Consider the following 17,195-nt stretch of genomic DNA (forward strand, 5'->3'; position numbering starts at 1 on the left):
GCCGCTGATTGAGACGATCGCCGAGGTGATCGTGCAGGCACCCCCGGGTCCATCGCTTCTGATCCAGAAGCTTCCGGACCGGAATTCGGCCGCTCCGGGAGAAACGGTCACTTATACACTCACCGTCACGAATTTGCTGGGTGTTCCACAGACCAACGTCGTGCTGATCGATGCGCTTCTTGGGCTGAGCGAAACGATCCCGATCCTTCAAGCGAACGAGACGATTACCCGGACGGTAACGTTTATCGTTCCCGCAGATGCAGTGCTCGGCAGTGCCATCCTAAATACGTTTACCGTCAGTTCCGATCAAACGCCGCTGATTGAGACGATCGCCGAGGTGATCGTGCAGGCACCCCCGGGTCCTTCGCTTCTGATCCAGAAGCTTCCGGACCGGAATTCAGCTGCTCCGGGGGAAACGATCACTTATACACTCACCGTCACGAATTTGCTGAACTTTCCACAGACCAACGTCGTGCTGACCGATGCGCTACTGGGGCTGAGCGAGACGATCCCCGTCCTTCAAGCGAACGAGACGATCACCCGGACGGTGACGTTCGTCATTCCCGCGGACGCAGCGCTCGGCACCGTCATCCAAAATACATTCACAGCCGTCACCGATCAAACGCCGCTGGTTGAGACGGTTACCGAGGTGATCGTGCAGGCGCCCCCGGGCCCTTCGCTTCTGATCCATAAGGTTTCTGACCGCAATACCGCCGCACCGGGGGATACGATTACCTTTACACTCACCGTCACGAATCTGCTGGATGCCGTTCAGACGAATGTCGTGCTGACCGATGCGCTGCTGGGCTTAAATGAGACGATCCCTCTACTCCAAGCGAACGAGACAATTACCCGAACGGTGACACTTACCGTACCGGCGGACGCAGTGAACGGAAGCGTCATTCGAAATACATTCACAGCCGTCACCGATCAAACGCCGTTGCTGGAGACGACTGCCGAGGTTGTCGTTCAGCCTGGACCTGTCGCAGAAACGACGCTCCAGGTTCGAAAGCGTCCGGACCGGAATACGGCGGCACCGGGCGACATCATCCACTACACCATCGAGGTGACGAATACCGGCCCGAATCCGGCGACGAACGTCGTCGTCATTGACACATTGACCGGGCAGATCACGATTCCGGTGATAGCTCCAGGCGTTACGGAGAGAGTGAGTGTCACGTACTCGGTGCCGATTGGCACGGCGCAGGGGAAAGTCATTGCGAATCGGGTAACGGTCCGCTGGCGGGAAGAGCCGGCCGATTCTCTGCCGGTTCAGGATGAGGTGAGGGTTATCGTCGCCGTTCCCGCCGAACTGCCGGAAGTGTCGGTTGAAGCACAGCCTGAACAGCCGAGACCGGGTGAGACAGTCCATAAGACGATCACGGTGACAAACGTCACGGATATGACGCTTAACAATGTCCGTGTCTTCGATCAGCTGCTGGGATTCAGTACCCGCATTCCGCAGCTCGCACCCGGCGAGAGCCGTGTGTTCACGCTCCAGCTGGTTGTACCGGCGACAACCGAGGGAGGGACGAAGATACGGAACACAGCTTCGATCTTTTCCGACGAGACGCCGGTGCAGCAGGCGGAGGTCACTGTACAGACGCAGGCGCTTCCGGATGCCTCGCTCACCGAAACGGTTGACCGCTCGGTCGGAAGACCGGGTGAAACGGTCATTTTCACCATTCAGGCTCGGAACACGGGCAATGTTCCTTTGATAAACGTACTGCTGACAGCCCCGTTGCTCGGTATACAGCTGCGAATTGAACGTTTTGACGTTGGGGCGATCGAGACGCTTCGCGTTCCATTTGTTCTTCCGGATGTTAAAAAAGACACAATCATCATAAGCCCCGTGACGCTCGTCTCGGACAACGGCCCGACCCGCCAAGCAAGCGCATCGGTAGAAGTCATCGCGGAGGAAGAAGAATAAAAAAATAAACAACTGAAGGGCCGATCTCTCGCCGACGCATTCTCTCGGCTGAAAGATTGGCCCTTTTGTTGCTATCCAGCAATATACTTACATTGCTTGAATGGGGATTATATGAGTCTATGGCAAAGGGGAAAAGTGAAGAAGGGCCCATGATTGTTAGAAAAGCAGCCGCCGGCCGTGCATGTCAGCGGTGCCTGCCAAAAAACGTGGAGCAGCTCGCGCACCGGATGGTCCGGAATGACGAAATGGGCCTGCGATGGCAAAGACAAACACATATACCACTTGTCTGCCCTGAGAATATTATATGACGAGAATGCGGTTAGAAGGGAGTGTAGAGTTGAGAATTGATTTAGGATGCGGGAAAAATAAATTTCGGGAATGCATAGGGATCGATAAAATGGATTACGCTGAGACAGACATCGTTCATGATATCAATCAAGGGCTCCCATTCGACGATAACTCGGTTGATTTTGTAATGGCTTCCCACAGTCTACAGTATGTTGACGATCTTCAAGCCGTTTTAAATGAGATTTACCGGATATGCCGGCATAAGGCTGTCGTTTGTATCGTCGCGCCATACGCGCATGTTACTTCGCATATTGTTAATCCCCATTATAAGCAGTTATTCAACGAACATTCTCCGAGATATTGGACGAAGTACGCGGGGAAGATGCCGGACAGCGACGAATTTTTATTTTCCCCCACTGACAAATGGTCGTTATGGGACGAGGAAAGCAGTCTCCCTATAGACTTTAGGGTCCTTCGAATGGAATTCTTTTATTTCCCTTTATTTCGTTCCGGATACGAGCCATTTGAACTTACCCTCCTTCGGCAGTCCCAGCTTAATGTTGCCTTTCAAATCATGTACCAATTACTGGTCGTTAAAGAACCCATCCGTGATGATGATATTCTTATGCTGAAAGAATCGATGTGGTTCGAGGAGCCCGACTATGTTAAAGCCCAAAGAAGCATAAAGCCATGGGAAAACGTAGAGGAGCGGCCGTTTCACTTGGAATATATGTCGCCGATCCTGCAAAGTCGAAACACAGACATTGAATTTCCGGTGAAAAGGAAGGTTTTAAAACACCATACGAGAAACCGCTCCATTTTCAAACATCGGGTGAGAAGAGTCCTAAAGAAACGCAGATACCGAAGATCTGTACGTTCTAAAAAATGAAAGACCACCAGCCCGCAAACAGCGGGTTGGTGGTCTTTTTTATTATTCAATAGAAGTGCTCAAGACTCGGGGGAATTCGCTCCAGGATGGAGAAGCATCTTTATAAGATGGGCATTTTAACGATTGGCGATTTAGCGAATTACTCTCTGCCAAGACTTAGAAAAAAGTGTGGAGTAACGGTGAGGTTATATGGTGCGTAGCAAATGGTCTTGATGACTATCCTCTAATTTTGACTACACTTAACTGTCAGAGGGAAATAGGAAACGGAATGACCTTGCTTCGAGATTATGCTCAAGCTTGGGAAATTGAAGTAGTATTACTAGACATTAGCACGGAAGTTTCCCGCAGAAGAAGTGTTCAATGCAGCGAAACAACTATTTCATCAACATTAGAATGGATTACCCATAAGACGAGTAGGTGTATCACTGTCTGATCTAAGTGATGCTAACACATATCAGCTGTCTTTGTTTGGTTACAATAAAGACAATTTACGTGTCTATACAGCCCTGTGATCCCAAGAAATACACACTTTATAAAATTAGACAGATTAATAGCAAAATGATATTGACGCCATAGGGGCAACTTGTTATTATAAATCCATATAATTCTATAGGAATTATATACTATATACATATCATTGTTAACCGGCCAACCGGAGATCCGCTTATTTATTGGCAAGTTCCTATTTCGGAGTACAAGCTTGGAGTAGGAAAATGATGCGTAGATAAAAATCGAACCGGTTCCATTATTGCATTTTCATTTCAAAATATTGCGGTTTTTTATAGCGAACGGCTTATTACGTTCAAGTGGAGGAATTTGTAATGAAGAGATGGCTTCCGATTTCAATTGCGGCAGTACTTGCTATGGGGACGATTGCAGGTTGCGGGGATTCGAACGACCACACGCCAAATACGGTTAATTCAGGAAACGTGAGTAAAATGGAAACATCGTCCGAACCGGCTTCCGATAAGGCTGATCTATCGAAAAAACTGGACATCGACATTTTGACCATCAGCTATGGTGGCGCAAATTGGTCAAATGACAGCGCGATTGCTCAGTTCTTGAGCAAGAAGTTCAATGTCAATCTGAATTTCCAGGCGATTTCCCAGGACAATTACGAAGAGAAGTTGAACGTGCTGGCTGCTGCGGGCAACTTCCCCGACGCCTTCCTCGTACAGAAGGATGACTTCCTGAAATGGCGGGACAAAGGCGTGTTCCTGGATTTGGCTCCCGTCATCGACCAGTACCCTAACTTGACGCAATATTTGGGCGGTAAAGAATCGCTGCAATTCATGAATCCATCAGGCAAGATTTATGGGCTTCCTTATTATCAAATTGAGACGCAAACCTCCTTTGGCATCCGCAAGGACTGGTTGGATAAGCTCGGATTGCAGATGCCGACTACGATTGACGAATTCTACGAAGTAACCAAGGCTTTCGCTACACAGGATCCGGACGGAGACGGCAAGGCTGATACTTATGGCTTCTCAGCTTCCCTGGTTCAGAATAAGACAGATTTCAAACATATCGATCCGATCAAAGCAGCCTTTGGTCTGGTTAATAACTGGGGCGTGAAGGACGGCCAGCTGATCAGTTGGCACACACAAACGCAAGAACTCAAGGATTTTGCGACTTTTTTGAATAAGGCTTACAAGGAAGGCGTGTTAGACAAGGACTTCGCAATCAACAAAGTAAAGGATCCGCAGGACAAGTACGAATCGGCGGGCGAGGTCGGCATAGATGATGTCGTACCTAACAGCTTCTATCAATCGATCGTTCCGAAGCTAAAGAAAATTGAACCGAATGCGGAGACCGTGCAGTTGCTGCCACCGAAGGGACCGACCGGCCTGCAGGGAACATCAACGAACTCCATCACTCAGAAGGTTGTAATCAACGCCAAGATTGATAAGGATAAGCAGACCCGTCTGCTCGATATGTTTAACTACTTCTTATCCGATGAAGGCGATATTTTGACAAAAAACGGCGTCGAAGGGGTCGACTATAAGAAGGACGGCGACAAGTATACCAAGTTGGATGCCTTCGACCAGGACGGTGCCAATCAAATCTCCACGCTGCTGCTTCGTCGATTCGATCTGCATACCCAAATCCACCTGTGGGACGATCCAACGACGGTTAACAACGTCGATCAATGGTTCAAGAATAGTGAGCCGTTTAAGTGGGCGGACGCGGCGGCAGGGCTGGAATCGCCGACGGCGACCAAACTGGGGACGACCATTGACCAGAAGTTCATATCAACACTGACCAAAGTCATCATGGGTGATCAGCCGATCAGCGATATCGATCAGGCGGTGACGCAGTGGAAAAAGGACGGCGGCGATCAGATTACGAAGGAATACAATGACGCTTACCAAGCAGCACAGAAATAACGCCTCTGAGGAGGAACAACATGAGGATGGAATTTAAGGAAGAAGCGGTTGAGCAGACTACTTCTTCCTATGTCGCAAGATCCAGAGGTTCCTCGGCTTGGCTCCGTGGGATCCCGATTTATTTGATGATTTTGCCGGGTTTTCTGTATTTCGTCATCTTCAGGTACATTCCAATGGGCGGTCTTGTGATCGCATTCCAAGAGTACGATCCGTTTCTTGGATTTCTGGATAGTCCTTGGACCGGATTGGACAATTTTCATCGGCTGCTGACGGACCCCGACTTATCGATGTTGTTGCGTAACACACTATTCTTGAGCGGATTGAATTTATTTTTGTTCTTCCCTGCGCCTATCCTGCTCGCCATCTTGTTGGGTGAGGTTAGCAAGGCATGGTTCCGCAAAAGCGTGCAAACGATCATCTACATGCCCCACTTCCTGTCCTGGGTCATCGTCGTCAACATCACTGTCGTGCTGTTCGCCACGCAGGACGGCGGTATCAACAATTTGTTTGAGAGCCTTGGGTATCACCGTATCGAATTCTTGACGGATTCGCACTATTTCCGCGCCATGTACGTTCTGCAAAATATTTGGAAAGAATCCGGTTGGAGCGCGATCATCTTTCTGGCGGCGCTGGCCGGCGTCAATCCGATGCTGTACGAAGCCGCTGTGGTCGACGGTGCCAGCCGGTGGAGGCAAGTATGGCATATAACGCTTCCGGCGTTGAAATCGACCGTTACCATCTTATTTATTCTCCGGCTCGGCCAGGTGCTGGACCTCGGTTTCGAGCATATTCTGCTGATTCAGAATCCGGTCAATTTAGGCGTAGCCGATGTCTTCGATACGTATGTTTACCGCAACGGTGTGCTGCAAGGCAATTTCAGCTATTCGACGACCATAGGCATATTCAAGTCGGTCATCGGGCTGGTTTTGATCATCCTGGCGAATCGGTTGGCCAAAGTGTTCGGTCAAGAGGGGGTTTATTAGTATGAGAGGCTACAATGTCCGTGGCAGCCAACCGGCCTTTACGATACTTACTATCGGTATTTTGCTGATCAGTATGTTCATCGTCCTGCTTCCCTTCCTTTACGTGGTCACGACTTCGTTCGCCCCGAGAGAAGAGATTCTGGTACGGGGATTTTTCATCCTTCCCCATCACTGGACGATCAATGCGTATGGATATCTCATGAGTAGTCGCCAATTCATGACTTCGTTCCTGAATGCCGTTCACATCACAGTCGTCGGCACGATTATCAACATGGTGTTGACCTCGCTGATGGCTTACGGCTTGTCCAAACGGTGGCTGAAGGGCCGCAAAGCGCTTAATATGATGGTGCTGTTTACGATGCTGTTCGGCGGCGGTATCATTCCGACCTATCTCGTCGTTAAGAGCCTGCATCTCATCGATAGCTACTGGTCGCTCTACCTGACTGGCGCGATCGCGCCGTTCCATCTGATTGTGATGCGTAGCTTCTTCCAGAGCATACCGTTGGAGCTGGAAGAGGCGGCGCGCATAGACGGCTGCGGCGAATGGCGGCTGTTTGGGCGCATCGTTCTGCCTCTGTCGATGCCGGCGGTCGCTACATTCACGCTGTTTTACGGCGTACAGAACTGGAATTCTTATTTTAATGCGGTACTGTATTTGAATGATTCCGACAAATGGCCTTTGCAAGTGTTCCTGCGTCAGATGATGAATGAAGCCAATGACAGTATGGAGAATGTATCGGGAGTGTTCGAATACAGTCCCACCGTGAAATTGGCGGCAATCGTGATTACATCGCTGCCGTTGATTGCGGTATATCCGTTTCTTCAAAAATATTTCAACAAAGGAATGTTGATGGGATCGGTGAAGGGATAACGGAGCGAAGTGGAAATTTGCAGACGAGGTAGATGAATCTGAATAAAGGAAGGTACCGATTCTCATGGTCATTCAAGAAGATTATATCGAGCGGGTATATGCAGGCTGGCTTGCGAAAGTGATCGGCGTCAGGCACGGCGGCAACATTGAGAATTGGACGTATGAGCGAATTGAACGCGCGTTCGGCGAGATCGGCGGCTATTTGCACGATTTTAAAAATTTCGCGGCGGACGACGACACAAACGGGCCACTTTTTTTCTTGCGGGCGCTCGAGGATTATGTGTGCAGTTCTGCCATTACGGCGGAACAGATGGGGCTGACCTGGCTTAACTACGCACCGGACGGGCATGGCTTCTATTGGTGGGGAGGCTACGGCAAGTCCACGGAGCACACGGCATACTTGAATTTGAAAAACGGCATCATGGCACCGCGCTCAGGCTCCATGCAGCAGAACGGCGTAGCCGTTGCCGAGCAGATCGGCGGCCAGATCTTCATTGATACGTGGGGGCTGATCGCCCCGGGAAGGCCGGAGCTGGCTGCGCAGTTCGCGGATAAGAGCGCCTCTGTATCGCATGATGGAAACGGCAAATTCGGCGGCATGTTTATCGCCGCATGCATTGCAGCCGCCTTTACTGAACAGGACATCGAGCGAATCATCGAGAGCGGTCTTGCGGTCATCCCCAAGGATTGCGAGTATGCGTATGTGACTCGCGCGGTGATCGACTTCTACAAGTCGAATCCGGACAACTGGAGGGACGCGTTCCATTTCATTAAGGAGGATTACGGCTACGATAAGTATCTGGGGCATTGCCACATCATCCCGAACTCGGCCGTGATAATCTTGTCGCTGTTGTACGGCGAAGGGGACTTCTCCCGAACGATCAACATTTGCAACATGTGCGGCTGGGATACCGATTGCAATGTGGGCAATGTGGCGACGATCATGGGCGTGCGCGGAGGAATCGATGCGATCGGCAACGAGTGGAGGAGCCCGATCAATGACTTTCTATGTTGCTCAAGCGTAATTGGCTCGCTGAACATTCTGGATATACCATGGTGCGCCACCTATATCGCTCGAATCGGCTATAGGCTTCAGGGCGAGCAACCGCATGGAAAGTGGGCCGGGGTTCTCGCGGATCAAGGTACGAGATTTCACTTCGAATACCCAGGCTCTACGCACGCGTTCCGGTTGGAGCATAATGACCCTCTGCCGGTAACGGGTTGGATCGAGAACACGACGCAGGCGTCGGCTTCCGGCGACAGATCGTTGAAGGTCGCGTTCGATAGCGTGCAAGGCGGGTGCGCGTACCGGGTGTTTCACCAAACTTACTATCGCCCGCACGACTTCAACGACAGCCGTTATGATCCGGGCTTCTCGCCGATTCTATATCCCGGTCAGACGATCGAAGCCCAGGTGCTGCTGCCGGGACCGACCGAACAGCGGGTTCAGGCCCGCCTCTATGTCAAAGATGGCAACGAAAGCGCCTACTATTACGGGGAAACCGTGCAGTTGAGCGCCGGTCGCTGGACGTCCCTGAGCTTCTCCATTCCTTTCCTGAACGGTGCTTGTCTGGAGCAAGCTGGCATTGAGATGATCCCGTTGAACGGTAAGGGAGCGCACGGACCGTCTCTTGTCGTATACATCGACGATGTCGCGTTCGGTGGTAAACCGGACTATGCGGTCGACTTCTCCCGAGAACGGCTGGAGAAGTGGAACGGGCTGCATATCGAGGTCAGTCAGATGACGTATCTGCGGGGGATCTGGACGCTGGAGGAGGGCGAGTTGAGCGGAAGCTACTTCGGAGAGCCGGCGGAATGTTATACCGGTCAGCTGACGTGGGACGATTATTCCTTTGAAGCCGTTGTCGTTCCAAAGCTGGGCGGGCACCACCGGATCAACTTTCGCGTGCAGGGCGGCATCCGCTCTTACGCCGTCGGATTTGCGCCGAACGGCAGGTTTGCGCTTTACAAGAACGATAACGGCTATCGCGTGTTAAGCCAGTGCGCCTCCGATTGGCAAACCGGGAGGGCAGCAACCATCACGGTGCAAGCGAAGGGCAATCATTTTCAAATCGCGGTGGACGGCGCGCTTCTTCTTGACTATATCGACGATGATCGCCCCTATTTGTCCGGCATGGTCGGATTCTCGAACGCGGAAGGCAGCCGTACGCATTATCGGAGCTTTGCGGTCTCCGGCCAATCATTTGCCTAGAGGAGGTCTCGGACTAATGAGTCAGTCTAAACAGCCTAATATTGTTGTCATCTGCAGCGACCAGCATCATCCTCTCGTCAGCGGATACCGCGAGCATCCATTTATCCAGACGCCGAATCTCGACGCGCTGGCCATGGACGGCACCCATTTCACGAGAGCGTACAGCAACTGTCCCGTCTGCACGCCGAGCCGGATGAGCTTCATCACGGGCAAATATCCGAATCAGATTGACAGCTGGTTCCTGGGCTGTCCGCTCGATCGCGAGGAAATGACTTGGTCGCGCAAGCTGGACGAAGCGGGGATAACGTCTGCCATGTTCGGCAAAATGGACTTTTGCGGCGACTATCAGGACGGCGGCTTTAGCGAATACAAGATTATCAAGAAGAGGCCTGCGTTCAAGCCGTACCCGCGCACAACGCCGCTCTATTCGCGGTTGGAAGGGCATGTGCGGGCAGATAAGCGGCAGAACATTCTGAACGCGGGCATACGCGAGGATATCGTCACGGATGGAGACACGGGTTATAACCAGGATCTCGGCTTCTATGACCACGACCGGGTCGTCACCGATTGGGCGATCGACTTTATCGGGCGCAAGAGCGAAGGAGACGATGGGGCTCGGAAGCCGTGGGCCATGTATGTCGGTCTCATGTTTCCGCACTGGCCTTATAAAGTCCCGCAGCGCTATTACGATCTCTATTACCCGGACAAGGTAGTCATGCCGCACGACGCGCTGTTCCCGAATGACGGCCTGCATCCGCAAGTACGTAACATGCAAAACGCACTCGGCCTCGGGCAGCTGACCGAACCTGAACTGCGCAATGTCATCGCCGCCTACTACGGAATGATTACGGCGCTGGACGACAACATCGGCCGGATCATCGCCGAGCTGAAGAAGCAAGACTTGTACGACAACACCTATATCATCTACATGTCGGATCATGGCGAAAACTTGGGCGAGCATGGTCTTTTCTACAAGCAGTGCAGCTACGACGGCTCGGTCGGCGTGCCGCTGATCGTCAAGGGGCCCGGTCTGCCCCGCGGTCAACGCATCGATCTGCCTGTGACATTAGTCGATCTCTATCCGACGATTATGGATATCGCCGGGTTGGAGACGGAGGCGGACCGCCCGGGACACAGCTGGCTTCCGTTTCTCCAGGGAGGCGAACAGCCGGGACGCCCCGACTATGCCTTTTCTGAGTATCACGGAAACTTCTTTAAGCAGGATTGGTACATGCTGGTCAAGGACGGCTTCAAATACACGTACTACGTGAACGACCGTCCGTCGCTGTTCAACCTGCAGGAGGATCCCAAGGAGATGCGCGATCTGGCCGAGGACGAGCAGTATCGCGATCTGCTTGATCGGATGGAGGCACTGCTGCGGGAGATCGTCGATCCGGAGGCGGTCTCGCTGCGGGCGAAGCGCGATTTGGGCTTGATCGGCCGGAACGGCGAGGATTATACGCTGACGATGACCGATCCCGAATGCAAGGAATTGATTAAGCAAGGCGTGTTCGAAGACGAGTTGGAATTCCCGCAATGGGAAGGCGCGCCGGGTATTTGGTCGAAGGAGGAACGATAAGAGATGAGCCGCAAACCGAATCTGCTCCTAATCATGTGCGATCAATTGCGCTACGATGTGCTGGGTTGCTACGGCAACAAGCTTGTACAAACGCCGAATATCGATCGGCTGGCCCGGATGGGGGTTATCTTCGATCAGGCTTACAGCCAGACGCCTGTTTGCGTGCCTGCGCGGCACGGCCTGATCTCCGGGCTGAATCCGTTCGAAATCGGCCTGCTCAAGAATGAAGGCTTGTCCAAGGAGATCGAAGCTCCGCTGCCGGAGCTGATCCGCGAGCAGGGCTACCATACGTGCGCGGTCGGGAAAATGCATTTTCACCCGGCGCGCCGACATTACGGCTTCAACCGGATGCTGCTTTCGGAGGAGGTACCGTCCCACTTCGACGACGACGAATATCTGCAGTTTCTACGGGATCAAGGCTATGGCCATGTGCTCGAACCGCACGGCAAACGAAGCGAGCTGTATTACGTTCCGCAAATCTCCGAGCTGCCCGAACATCTGCACACGAGCGCTTGGACGGCGGATACGACGTGCAGCGTCATTCGGCAGAACCGCAACCGTCCGTTTTTCCTGTTCTCCTCGTTTATCAAGCCGCATCCGCCGTTCGATCCGTGCGTCCCGTACGATACGATGTACGCGCCAGATCAGGTGCCGCCGCCCAAGCGTCGGGAGCATGAACGGACGTCCGACGACGCTTGGATCGATGTCATGAACGACTACAAAGTGAACGGTATTGACAGCCTCAGTCGCGAGGACGAGCTGAAGATGCGCGCTTATTATTACGGCTGCGTATCCCAAATGGATAAGCAGATCGGCAAAATTCTGGATACGCTGGAGTCCTGCAGCCTGATCGACGACACGCTGATCGTGTTTACTGCGGATCACGGTGAGATGCTCGGAGACCATTATTCGTATGGCAAGCGCACCTATTATGAGATGTCCGCCAAAGTGCCGCTAATCATCAGTTGGCCGGGGTCGCTTCCCCAAGGAGAGCGGCGGGATCAACTTGCCTTGCTGCAGGATATTTATGCCACCTTCATCAGTGCCGCAGGTGGAAAGGTGCCGGCAGAATCCTCCGGTGTGGATTTGCAGCCGGCAGCGGAAGGGCAGGAGGGACATACGCGCGAGAAAATATTTGCGGAGATTGGCAGAGGCCGGTTGTTCAAGACGATGCTGCGCTGGGATCGGTACAAATACATCTACCATGCCAACGGCGGCAAGGAGAACCTGTTCGACCTGTTGGAGGATCCGGACGAGTTCAACGACATCTCGGCGGAGCATCCGGAGCTGTGCCGCGACTGCCGGGAGCAATTAGAGGCGTATTACAGCGCTCACGGACTAGAGGAAGCGCTCGATGGCGACGGTCTGGCGCGCTACGACGAGACTGAACATGTGCCGCGAGGCTATCTCGACCAATCGCCCAAATGGCCGTCGACGGTTGTCGCGGAAATGGAATAGCGTCGGTAACGGCAGAATTTGAGCCTTGGTCAGGTCAATCGCAAGGCCACGGTTAAATTATCGTTGTAACCTTTTTAACGAACTGTTATTCTTTGTGGTATGGAAAAATTACTATGGCCGTCAAGTGGAAAGATTTCAACAAAGGGATGCTGACTTTAGCATGAAATCAAGTTCGGAAGGGGGGCGGCGATTGGAGACGAAGCCTAAAGTAACCATCGATGACGTCGCCAGAGAAGCGGGGGTTTCCAAATCTACTGTTTCTCGAATCATCAATAATGTTTCCGGCGTTAAACCTTATACGAAATTAAAGGTGAACCGGGTGATTCAAGAACTCGGCTTTACGCCGAATAATACGGCGAGAAGCTTGAAGACCAAGCTGAGCCGGCAAATTGCGTTAGCCATTGATGATATTCGCAACCCTTATTACCCGGAGCTCGCTTGGGCTGCCGAACAAGTGGCAAAGGAGAATGACTTTCGGTTAGTACTGATCAATCACTACGGCAATCCGTCCGAGGAGCTGAGGGTCATTAAGGAAGCAAGCGATATGCGGGTGGACGGGATCGTCCTGCTTTCGATCAGCCATCCGAAAACGTTAACCAAGGTTGTAAGAGAAGCGGCTGTCCCCGTTGCTTTAATTGGAAATTACCCGGAAGATATGCCGGCAGATTGGGTCGGGCTTAGAGAGAACGAAGGATACTTAGCGATGGATCATCTGATCCGGATCGGCAGGAGGCGAATTGCTTTTGCCGGAAATACAACGCTGCATCGCGGAGATCGCTATACGGCTTACGTGCAGTCGCTATCCTCTCATTTTATTGAGCTCAATGATTCTTTAGTGTATACCGGCGAACGGCTGGCAATTGATACCGGCCTTGAAGCGGCTCGTTATTTTTACCATTTAGATGAAAGACCGGATGCGGTGTTCGCAGCCAATGATCTCGTGGCCATAGGAGTTGCTCAAGGGCTGATCGATCTTGGTTTGCGTGTACCGGAGGATGTGGCCGTCGTTGGAATCGACAATATTCCATGGTGTTCGTTGACCACCCCTAAACTGAGTTCAGTTTCAAATTTAGTGGCGGAAATGGGTCGTATTGCAGTGGAAAAGCTGATACTTCGTATCGGTGATGAGTCAAAAGCCTTTGAAAGAATCATCTTGGAGCCTCGGCTGATTGTCAGGGAATCCACTGTCAAGCAGATGTAGGGGCTTTCGATGGAGCACTCTATGTTTAGCCGAGGCCTACCGGCGGGAATCGGCAAACAATTAGTGCTTTATAAATGAATATTAGAAGAATTCCAAGCGAAAAGAAAAATGATCCAATCACTATTGGAATAAACCGACCGAATTTTCGAGCTTCAATGTAGGCGTCACTTGGCTCGGAGTCGCACACTTCATTTATATTCCAACCAAACGTGGGCTTAATGCGACTCAGGATGCCAAGGGTAATAAAAAAAGTTCCGAAAACAAGGAGAAATGCTTGAACCATGGGTAAATCATGGATTCATTGTCGTCAAAAGCATATTTTCTGCGAGCTCCAGAACCCGGGATTTGATGTTCCGGAAGCTGGTTGTGGGTTGTATCGACGTAGGCTTCCGAATCAAGTGCGTATTACGCATTATACGACTGAAGGTGATCCGATCTTCTATGTACAGGGATTCTAACGGGGAACATTTGCTTAATAAGACAGCACTGCAACTCACACTCAGCCTAGGACCATGCAGCTAGGCTTAACAATGATATGTTGTATATCTCGGAACCTCCGTTAGAGATTCGGTTTCTAAATAAAGAAGGTCTTTCTTTATTGGCAGGCAGAGATATTTTGGAAGAACCCTAGATACATATATACGGAGGAGAAAGTATTATTTCAGCTATTCGACTGGTACGACACATCAAATTGCATATGCAGTTGGGGATCATCCTCTTGGCGCCTGTTTGCATTTCAAGGAACTATTTCTAACTCCTATTATTGGATGGACGACTCATCATTCCATCGTACAATTTCAATGGGAGTGATATTTGTTTTATCATGACAGCTCTCTATCCGGCGGTGTAAGTCATAAACGCTGTGTGAACTATGCGATATTACAACACAATGCGGATGGTACTATTCAACTTATCTTACCTTGGGCGTGATGAAATTGTAATGAGTACAAGCTAAAGGGGCTGTCCCAAAAGTCATCTTTTAGATGAGGAAGGGATGAACCCCTTTAAATTTTGGGTATTCGGATTTTGGAATAAGATTTACGGACACTCTTTCAATTTAGCATAAACATTCAGGTTACGACGACACCAGTAATGACGCGATTGGGCAGGATAGAGGATAAGGAGGATACATAAAAGCATCCCTGGAATAGACATGAAAGGGTAACATGTCTATTCCAAGAGTCTTTGTAAAAGAAGTTTGAAAATTTAGGGCTTATCGAAAAAGCCGTACATGGATCGAATGAATCCACCCTCAAACATGACAACATCAACGCCGCTTGCAACAGTCGTGCCATCCTGACCTAAATGCCACGCAAAACGGGCAATATTATGATGGGTGTCAATTGGGCTATCAATGCTAAACTTATACCCGGGAAATTGGGTCTGAATTCGTTCAATCAAACTATCCATTTCATCGCGGCCTATAATTTCGTCAATAGGATCGACATAATAACAATTCTCGGAATATATGGACTCGATCATCTTACGACGTTGTGTTCGATCCTTTTCGCCCCAAGTCTCAATATGTTTTTGTAGAAGGTTAGTGAAATCAGTGTTCATATACTTTCTTCCCTTTCATCGGAAAATATGAAAAATCGTTTCCCGCGTTCCGGATGATGAATACTTTCGTAAATCGCGGTTTTGTAATCCTCTAACGCATGCATTCCGCCAATAGGTACTCGGAATTTCGGAGTATTGGCAGCCTCAGCAATTTTTTGCAGCAGAAAGTTATCTTCTTCTGTTGGAGGCTGAAAGAAATAACGGTAGCCATAGGCTTTCATTACAGCATTTTTGAAAAGAATATCGAAATTATGGAGTTCAAATTTTTCAGAACTAAACCCACCGTAAATGATGATCCTGCCATCGAAAGACAAGGTTTGTATGAGTTCCCCCGTAACAGGCCCCCCCACGCAATCAATAATTCCATTTAAACCTTTGTTCTTCGTAATCTCCATGATTTGATCATGAACGTTACACGAGAGTTTGGAAAGTTCGATGATTTTAGTAACTCCCAAATCGTTTAAAGGGACATGTTCTTGCACCTTCCTCACAAGAGAGATGACATTCACACCTCTGAGGTTAGCAAATTGAGAGACCATCGTTGCAACGGTTGAGTTGCCTGCAGTCAGCGCAAGCCAGTCGCCGGGTTTCACTTTGGATTCCTCAAGCATATCCCATGCCGACACAAGATTTCCGAACTGGGATGCTTTCTCGAGCGGATAGTCGGACGGTAACGGAATCAACCACTCTTCGGGAACAACTGCGTATTCCGCCCAAGATTTTAAATAACTGAAGTAAACGAGTGTGCCCGGTTGATAAGAAACATTTTTCCCTGCTTTAACAACAATCCCAGCGCCGTGGGTACCCGCGATTTGTTTAGGAAAATTCGGTTTCTTTGGCTCCGGATATAAGCTCTGAATGAAAAGAAAATCGCCCGGATTTATCGAGACTGCCGACATCTTGATTAGAACTTCTTTATCACCGATTTCGGGAATAGCATGCTCCCTAATCTGCAGTACAGCAAAATCATCAGCGGGTGTACCCGTTTTGTCAAAAGAAATTGCTTTCATACGGAACCTCCAATTTATTTATTATGAACATTTATGTTGATTAATGATCACAATTGCATATTATGATAAGAGGCCCCATTAAACAATGATTGATATTTCTTGGACCTGTTGAATAATCGACATTCTAACGAAATCCTGTTGATTTTTTATATAAATTTTTATAGCTAAGGGAGGTTTTTTCCTTGTCGGAAAAGATGGATCGTCGCAAAAGGAAAACAAAGTTGCAACTGCGAAGAGCTATGATAATGGTTATGGAGGAGAAGGGGATTGACCGTATTACCGTCAGCGATCTCACTGAAAAAGCAGATTTAAACCGGGGCACCTTTTACCTGCACTATACCGATGCGGCCGATATGGTCAGGCAGGTCATCGAAGAGATATGGGAAGGGTTGAGACTGAGGATCGAGACTTTAAATGCATATGATTACGTGAAATATGCCGAAAGAAATGAACCATATCCTTTACTGACGAGGGTGATCGATTATTATGCTGAATACGCGGATTTTTTTCGGGTCATCCTTGGTCCTAAGGGATGCCCTTCTTTTGTTCACAAAATCAAGGAATTCATAAAAAATAAGCATATGTCCTACGTGCTTGATGTGTACCCTGCCAAGAAGAATTCGCTTATTCCAAAAGAATTTATGATTAGTTATTTGGCGGCCGCCAATCTTAGTTTGATTCAACACTGGCTGGAAAATGGTATGACTGAACAGACTAGCACCATTTCGCTCATGATTACAAATATCGTAGGAAGTGCTGTGAAAAACGAATTTATCATTGAGCCCTCATCTTAACCGTTCAATTAGAAAAAATAGACTTCGACGTCA

General features: G+C 50.0%; 12 protein-coding genes. 10 read left to right on the plus strand and 2 right to left on the minus strand.

Annotated elements, in window-relative coordinates:
* The 9 genes from IAE55_RS26605 to IAE55_RS26645 all read left to right on the plus strand — a co-directional run.
* Positions 1-1,930 (plus strand): DUF7507 domain-containing protein (locus IAE55_RS26605; protein WP_200634337.1); only part of this gene is annotated, 1,930 nt, incomplete at its 5' end.
* Between the two features lie 337 nt (positions 1,931-2,267).
* Complete coding sequence (locus IAE55_RS26610; RefSeq protein WP_186381785.1) at positions 2,268-3,107, plus strand: methyltransferase domain-containing protein; 840 nt, start codon at positions 2,268-2,270, stop codon at positions 3,105-3,107.
* An 821-nt stretch (positions 3,108-3,928) separates the two neighbouring features.
* On the plus strand, positions 3,929-5,494 hold the full coding sequence (locus IAE55_RS26615) for an extracellular solute-binding protein (RefSeq protein ID WP_145156378.1): 1,566 nt from the start codon (positions 3,929-3,931) through the stop codon (positions 5,492-5,494).
* Positions 5,495-5,514: 20 nt separating this feature from the next.
* Positions 5,515-6,477 (plus strand): ABC transporter permease, encoded by a 963-nt coding sequence (locus IAE55_RS26620; protein ID WP_234489890.1) that lies wholly within the window; start codon positions 5,515-5,517, stop codon positions 6,475-6,477.
* A gap of 1 nt (position 6,478) precedes the next feature.
* Positions 6,479-7,348, plus strand: a complete 870-nt coding sequence (locus IAE55_RS26625; protein ID WP_145156379.1) for a carbohydrate ABC transporter permease — start codon at positions 6,479-6,481, stop codon at positions 7,346-7,348.
* Between the two features lie 64 nt (positions 7,349-7,412).
* Positions 7,413-9,560 (plus strand): ADP-ribosylglycohydrolase family protein, encoded by a 2,148-nt coding sequence (locus IAE55_RS26630; RefSeq protein ID WP_145156380.1) that lies wholly within the window; start codon positions 7,413-7,415, stop codon positions 9,558-9,560.
* Between the two features lie 16 nt (positions 9,561-9,576).
* The gene (locus IAE55_RS26635) at positions 9,577-11,139 is read left to right on the plus strand and encodes a sulfatase-like hydrolase/transferase (protein ID WP_186381786.1); all 1,563 of its coding nucleotides are present in this window, start codon (positions 9,577-9,579) and stop codon (positions 11,137-11,139) included.
* Between the two features lie 3 nt (positions 11,140-11,142).
* Entirely contained in the window at positions 11,143-12,597 is a 1,455-nt protein-coding gene (locus tag IAE55_RS26640) for a sulfatase family protein (protein ID WP_145156382.1), read from the plus strand.
* 190 nt (positions 12,598-12,787) lie between these two features.
* Positions 12,788-13,798 carry a LacI family DNA-binding transcriptional regulator gene (locus IAE55_RS26645; protein WP_145157433.1) on the plus strand — a complete coding sequence of 337 codons (1,011 nt, stop codon included), beginning with the start codon at positions 12,788-12,790 and terminating at the stop codon, positions 13,796-13,798.
* Positions 13,799-15,004: 1,206 nt separating this feature from the next.
* Here IAE55_RS26645 and IAE55_RS26650 read toward each other — a convergent pair.
* Both IAE55_RS26650 and IAE55_RS26655 read right to left on the minus strand, forming a co-directional pair.
* Positions 15,005-15,358, minus strand: a complete 354-nt coding sequence (locus IAE55_RS26650) for a nuclear transport factor 2 family protein (protein WP_145156384.1) — start codon at positions 15,356-15,358, stop codon at positions 15,005-15,007.
* Positions 15,355-16,368, minus strand: coding sequence for a quinone oxidoreductase family protein (locus IAE55_RS26655; RefSeq protein ID WP_145156385.1), 1,014 nt, complete (start codon positions 16,366-16,368; stop codon positions 15,355-15,357). Before IAE55_RS26655 ends, IAE55_RS26650 begins: the two co-directional genes overlap by 4 nt.
* A gap of 182 nt (positions 16,369-16,550) precedes the next feature.
* Between IAE55_RS26655 and IAE55_RS26660 the strand changes: the two genes are divergently transcribed.
* Entirely contained in the window at positions 16,551-17,162 is a 612-nt protein-coding gene (locus IAE55_RS26660) for a TetR/AcrR family transcriptional regulator (RefSeq protein WP_145156386.1), read from the plus strand.
* The last annotated feature ends 33 nt before the right edge of the window (positions 17,163-17,195 follow it).

The organism is Paenibacillus sp. S28, from assembly GCF_016624415.1.
GTDB lineage: Bacteria > Bacillota > Bacilli > Paenibacillales > Paenibacillaceae > Paenibacillus_AQ > Paenibacillus_AQ favisporus.